The 5826-nt window shown below is 49.0% G+C and carries 10 protein-coding genes; all 10 read left to right on the top strand.

The window, feature by feature from the left end; translation table 11 throughout:
- Positions 1-222 (top strand): hypothetical protein (locus BUB60_RS20270; protein ID WP_423242352.1); only part of this gene is annotated, 222 nt, incomplete at its 5' end.
- Entirely contained in the window at positions 219-473 is a 255-nt protein-coding gene (locus tag BUB60_RS18735; RefSeq protein WP_073083051.1) for a hypothetical protein, read from the top strand. The genes BUB60_RS20270 and BUB60_RS18735, both read left to right, overlap by 4 nt.
- A 3-nt stretch (positions 474-476) precedes the next feature.
- Positions 477-1103, top strand: a complete 627-nt coding sequence (locus BUB60_RS18730; RefSeq protein WP_073083047.1) for a DUF1071 domain-containing protein — start codon at positions 477-479, stop codon at positions 1101-1103.
- Between the two features lie 531 nt (positions 1104-1634).
- On the top strand, positions 1635-2135 hold the full coding sequence (locus BUB60_RS18720) for a hypothetical protein (RefSeq protein WP_073083040.1): 501 nt from the start codon (positions 1635-1637) through the stop codon (positions 2133-2135).
- Positions 2135-2779: a hypothetical protein gene (locus BUB60_RS19925; protein ID WP_073083038.1), complete on the top strand. Its 645-nt coding sequence runs from the start codon at positions 2135-2137 to the stop codon at positions 2777-2779. The genes BUB60_RS18720 and BUB60_RS19925 overlap by 1 nt, the downstream gene beginning before the upstream one ends.
- Positions 2770-3075, top strand: a complete 306-nt coding sequence (locus BUB60_RS20905) for an HNH endonuclease (RefSeq protein ID WP_073083036.1) — start codon at positions 2770-2772, stop codon at positions 3073-3075. The genes BUB60_RS19925 and BUB60_RS20905 overlap by 10 nt, the downstream gene beginning before the upstream one ends.
- 5 nt (positions 3076-3080) lie before the next feature.
- Complete coding sequence (locus tag BUB60_RS20260; protein WP_073083034.1) at positions 3081-3782, top strand: hypothetical protein; 702 nt, start codon at positions 3081-3083, stop codon at positions 3780-3782.
- Positions 3704-5086 (top strand): replicative DNA helicase, encoded by a 1383-nt coding sequence (locus BUB60_RS18700; RefSeq protein WP_159435472.1) that lies wholly within the window; start codon positions 3704-3706, stop codon positions 5084-5086. The genes BUB60_RS20260 and BUB60_RS18700 overlap by 79 nt, the downstream gene beginning before the upstream one ends.
- Before the next feature lie 129 nt (positions 5087-5215).
- Positions 5216-5593: a VRR-NUC domain-containing protein gene (locus BUB60_RS18695; RefSeq protein ID WP_073083030.1), complete on the top strand. Its 378-nt coding sequence runs from the start codon at positions 5216-5218 to the stop codon at positions 5591-5593.
- On the top strand, positions 5590-5826 hold a 237-nt coding region (locus tag BUB60_RS20470; protein ID WP_207650780.1), incomplete at its 3' end, for a hypothetical protein. The genes BUB60_RS18695 and BUB60_RS20470, both read left to right, overlap by 4 nt.

Raw genomic sequence — 5826 nt, 5'->3', positions numbered from 1 at the left:
TCAAGAGGGACTGTCAGTGTCGGGGAGAATGGCGCCGGCCTTGTTCGTGGTAACGCTGTTAAAGCAAAAGGCGGCTTGGGCGCGATCCTGGTTATAGCTGTCGAGAACGATTCCGACTATGAGATCAAGGAATGGAAAGCATTTGTCGTCGACGGCGAATCCATCAAAGCGGATACATGGTACACCCTCAAAGATGGAGAGATTGTCGAGGCGCAGGAATGAACAACGATATCCCCGAGCCCCACAACGAGCCGCCAGAAGATGACTATATCACCGCTAGATGCGGGCACGAAGTATCTGGCGACGACACGGACGAAAAAGGACGCCCCGATAATTTTCTAATCACATGGCATGGCATCAAAAAATGTGAGACGCTTTGCCCCGAGTGCTTTAGAGCTAAAGTGTCGGCGTTGCCAACGGATGAACTGGCGTATTGGTTCGGATGTGAAGTCCAAACCGTAGAAAGAAGGTAACTTATGTCACTTAAACCTTATAGCGAACTCGTAAAACTCAATGTAGCGCCTTATGCGGAAAAGCGTGACGGCGCGGGTTATCTGCCTTGGGCGGTTTGCAAGCAATTATTGCACGAAAACGGTGCGGAGAAGGTTTATTTCACCCCCTGTGTCAACGCAAACGGCAGCAGCTTATTTATGAGTGACATTGAGTTCAAGGACAAAAACGAAATTGTAAATCGCTGTTACGAAGTGCGCGTCCGGGTCGTTATTGATGACCTTGAATTTGAGTACCAAACGCCGGTGATGAACGGCGGCAGCCCGGTGAAAGACAACTCCATGAGCCAACAAAGAGTATGGAACGCACAGACAAGAGCTTTCGTGAAAGGCGTAGCAGTGTTCACGGGATTGGGGTTCAATCTTTGGCTTAAGGACGAGGACTCCATTGCAAAAGACGATGATCTTTCTAAGCATAATATCCTGGCGATTAAAGAGCGCATTGAACAGTTAATGACCGCAAAAATGCAGAAAAGCGGTTTTAGTCAGCGCGAGTTGTGCGATGCTGTTGGCATCAGCGAGAAAGGCCTTTCTACGCTCATGAAATACTTCGATCAGATCGCGTCATTTGAAAAAGCGCTGACGGCCAGATGATACATAACCATGATCGGTCGGGGTGGTTCGGCGCAAGCGATACCAACATCATAATGAGCAATTGGGGAACGATTACCTTTTCTCGGTGGTGGCTTGAAAAGCTCGGACTGAGACGAAACACTTTTACAAATCGGGCGATGCAGTCCGGTACCGCATACGAACACCGCATACTTGACTATCTTGGCGTCAAGCGACGCGACAGACAAATCAAGATTAGGCGGTACCGGCTTCGCGTCAACTTAGACGGGGAAGACAAGATTGTCCATGAGGTAAAAACCTATTCTAAAGAGAAATTCAAAATCTCTGCAGCGTATTGGCAGCAGTCACAAGCCGAAATGTTTGTCACTCGAAAACCGTTGGTTATCGAGGCATATCGCCTCATGGAGGCGGACTATGCAAACTGGTTTAATCCAATCGATGCTTGCCGGTTGTCAACCCATCCAATCGAATACGATCCTGCATGGATTAATGCTGAATATCTTCCCCGTCTGAAATACCTAGCGAAATGCTTAAAACGGAAGGGGTGGCCTGATGCGAATCGATTCAGCAAAATATGAAGGCGGGCGGCTCGTTCTCTCCACTCTGGCGCCCGATGCAATCCGTTTGGCCTATCGTTTTGAGCCCGGAGAATACGAACTGGTCAAAGCGAAGAAAAAGCGCTCACTCGATGCAAACTCATATCTATGGGTACTCTGCACTAAGATCGCCGATGCCGTCAGAATCTCAAAGGAGGACGTCTACCGGCGCAATATCCGAGAGGGCGGCGAATATACGCCGTTGCCGATCAAGTCCGAGGCCGTCGAAGAGTTCCAGCGAATTTGGGCCGGGCATGGTATCGGGTGGTTTGCGGACGTTACCGACGATTCAAAGATAGCGGGATATAAACTCGTCTTTGCTTATCACGGATCGTCTGTATACGACACAAAACAGATGAGCCATCTATTGCAAAGAGTAATTGATGACGCGAAATCTGTTGGGATTGATGTTATAAGCGAACGCGAGCAAAGTCTTATGATCGGAGAATGGAAATAATGGGACATTTCATTGATATAACAGGAAAACGATACGGCAAACTGACCGCCCTTTATCCAACGGAAAAGAGGGACCAAGGCGGTAGTGTAATGTGGCACTTTAGATGCGATTGTGGAAATGAAAAAGACATGAGTGCAAGGCCCATAAAAGCGGGAACTGTAAAATCCTGCGGGTGCATTGCTAAGCCCCACGGGAAAACGGGAACTCGATTATTCACGATTTGGGTAAATATGCGGCAAAGATGTTCTAACCCCAATTATTCTGGTTTTCAATATTGGGGAGGGAAAGGCGTAACAGTTTGCGCGGAATGGCAGGACTTCACCGTTTTTGAGGCATGGAGTTTAGCTCATGGATATTCAGATAAGCTAACTATCGACCGAATAGATGGTGGCGGTAATTACGAGCCGTCGAATTGCAGATGGTCAACGCCTAAAGAGCAGGCTCACAATACAGCATCAAATCACTTAATCACTATTGGCGAACAGACAAAAACATTATCTGACTGGTGCGAGCAACTGGGCACAGTCTCGTTGTGTTCTATACATCGACGCGTAAGAACGCTTGGATGGAGCTACGAAAAAGCATTAACAACGCCGCCAATGCGCTCACGTAGAAGTGGACGCGGAAAAACAGAATGGCGATGAGCAAACGGACAAAAGCCCTCGCCATCCCGAAGTCCGTGAAAGACGCCGTATGGAATCGTGACGATCGCAAATGCGTTTATTGTGGCGGTACATACTTAGCCTTTCCAGAGGCACACTTCATTCCGCGCTCTCATGGGGGCCTGGGAGTTGAGCAGAACGTTTTGACGCTCTGCCGCGTATGTCATGATACCTACGACCACACGCACCGTAGAGACGAAATGAGAGCGTTTTTCGCGGACTACCTTGCAGCGCATTACCCAGGGTGGAATGAACAAAATCTTATTTACAGGCGGTGAGCCTATTGCCAGACGGTTACGTAAAACTGCATCGCGCCCTTCTTAAATGGGAGTGGTGGGACGATCAGAACACAACAAGACTATGGATAACCCTTCTTCTTTTGGCCAGTTTTAGACAAACCCGGTGGCATGGGCAGACGATTTTGCCGGGCCAAATTATCACAAGTTTGTCATCATTGGGAAAATCTAGTGGGTTGTCAGTGCAGAGCGTGCGCACTTCGTTAAGTAGGCTAAAATCAACAGGCGAAATAACATGCGAATCAACAAGCCGGTTTACCGTTGTAACCATTGCAAAATGGGACAAATTTCAGGTTGACGACGATGAGCCAGCAAGCGGAAAAACAAACGAGACAACAATCAATCAACAAGCGTCCAACAAGCAAGTAACAAGCGTCCAACAACATCGTAAGAATGTAAAGAATGTAAAGAATATATTTACTCACGAATCCGAGGCGTATCGATGTGCTAAATATCTGGCAAATTCCATTGAGGAGAATTTGCCAGAGGAGAAAATATCCGAGGAAACTATGCAAAGATGGGCGGAAGACTTCGACAAGGTTCACAGGCTCGATAAGAAGACATGGCCGCTCATCGCCGACGTGCTCGCGTTCGCCAAAGAGGATCAATTTTGGAACTCAAGAATCTTATCAGGAAAAAAATTCAGAGAGAAGTTTACAACTCTCTATGCACAGGCGGTGAAAACATGAATCCATTTCAGAATCACAGCGCGGAAGCGGAAATGAGCGTTATTGGCTCCATCATGATTGACAATAGGCTCATTCCGAGGATCGCAGCAAAACTCGAACCAGAAGATTTCTACATAGCGGCATTGGGCCAGTTATTTGAGGCAGCCGTTGACGCCTCGGAGCGCGGTAAGGCGTTCGACGGGGTGATAGCAGCCGACATCCTGAAAACGAATCTCGGCGAATCCAAGGCCGGGAAATTGGCAAGCGAGATAATCGACCTGACGGTGACGGCATCAAACGCATTTGAGTACGCGAACATCGTAAGAAAATACGCAGGGCTCCGTTACTTGCATGAATCAATTGAGACGGCTCTTGTCGGCGATGATCCGCAATCCGTAGCCGGAGACGTTATCAGTTTGTGTCAGGAGTATCTACAGGGCAATCGCACAAAGCGCATAAAAACGATATCAGAGGCGCTCTTATCCATGTACAGCGAAAGACAAAGCAAAGGAAACATACTGCGCATCAATACAGGATTCCCACGCTTGGACGGCATCCTAAAGGGCCTGTGCGGCGGAAATCTCGTAGTCATTGCGGCTCGGCCGGGCGTTGGAAAAAGCGCTCTCGGGCTGGACATAGCTAAAAGCGCAGCGCAGAACGGGCATAGGACGCTTATCTGCAGCATGGAGATGTCGGCGGAGGAAATATCCGAAAGGCTTGTGTCCCGGGATGCGAGACTGGATATGGATAAGCTTATAGACGGCAACCTGACGGCGGCGGATTGGAAAGCAATCGGAGAGGTTTCCGATAATACGAGCCGGTTGCCCCTTGAGATATGCGATGATCCGCATTTAACCCCGGCAATAGTTAGGGCATTATCCAGAACAATACCGGACTTGAAACTTATCATTATCGATTACTTGTCACTAATGCAAGGCTCAAAAAAACATGAAAAACGCTATCTTGAGATTGGAGAAATGACGCATAGCCTTAAAATCCTGGCTGCAGAATTGAAGATTCCGATCGTCGTTTTATCTCAGCTTAACCGAGACAAAAGCGAAAAGCAAGAACCGGAACTCCGAGATTTACGGGAGAGCGGAGACATAGAACAGGACGCCAATAAGGTGATTCTGCTCTGGCAGTTGGACGAATCCCCAGCAGAGGGTGCTCCCGTTCGAATCGGATGCAGGGTAGCCAAAAACAGACGAGGGAAAACAGGCGTGGTAATTATGAAGTTCGACGGAGCGCATATGAGATTTATCGAAACGTCGGAGAATTATGCACCGCCGAAGAGGGGAAACAAGGTGCTCGGAAATGACCACTAACGCCATAATCGAATCACTCCGCTTTGAAGCTTTGCGAAATGAAGCACTCGCGAAGCTTCGGGGAACCCCCGAATACGGACACCGGGCCAAACTATTCCGCGCCGCTGCGGATCTGCTGGAGGGGATGACATGAAAGAATTAATCCCGCTTGAAAGTGAAGAGCAGCAAAGCCTTTTCCAATGGGCCGATGTGATGTCTTGCAGATATCCCGAAATGAGGATGCTCTACCACGTTCCAAACGGTGGATACAGGAATAAGTCGGAGGCCGCCAGATTAACCGCCGAGGGCGTCAGACGCGGTGTGCCGGATGTATGTTTGCCGGTCGCCCGAGGCGATTACCACGGTCTGTACATAGAACTCAAACGGCGCAAGAACAGTGTGGTGAGCGAAGATCAGCGCAGATGGATCAATTCACTGTTGGAGCAGGGATATCAAGCGCAGGTCTGTTATGGGTGGATTGAGGCAAAAGAAGCGGTCTTGAAATACTTGAAAGGACAGGCGACATGAGTCGTATATGTAAATACCCCGGCTGCACAGAGCCGACGTCAACAGAGTTCAACCACTCCTGCTACTGCGCCACGCATAGGTCCATCGCTCGGCGTGAAGCGCAGAACAGGCGAAATCAAGTGCGCCAAAACAACCGGGCCGCGCAGACCGGCAGCGTGCCGACGTCTTATGACTTCCTGAAAAAGTTCAAGCCATACATAGACGAAACAAAGCGTACAGGGCTGTCATACGGC

It is taken from the genome of Sporobacter termitidis DSM 10068 (assembly GCF_900130065.1).
Taxonomy (GTDB): domain Bacteria; phylum Bacillota; class Clostridia; order Oscillospirales; family Oscillospiraceae; genus Sporobacter; species Sporobacter termitidis.
The sequence above is the reverse complement of the archived record's forward strand: the minus strand, read 5'-3'. Positions and strand labels throughout refer to the sequence as shown.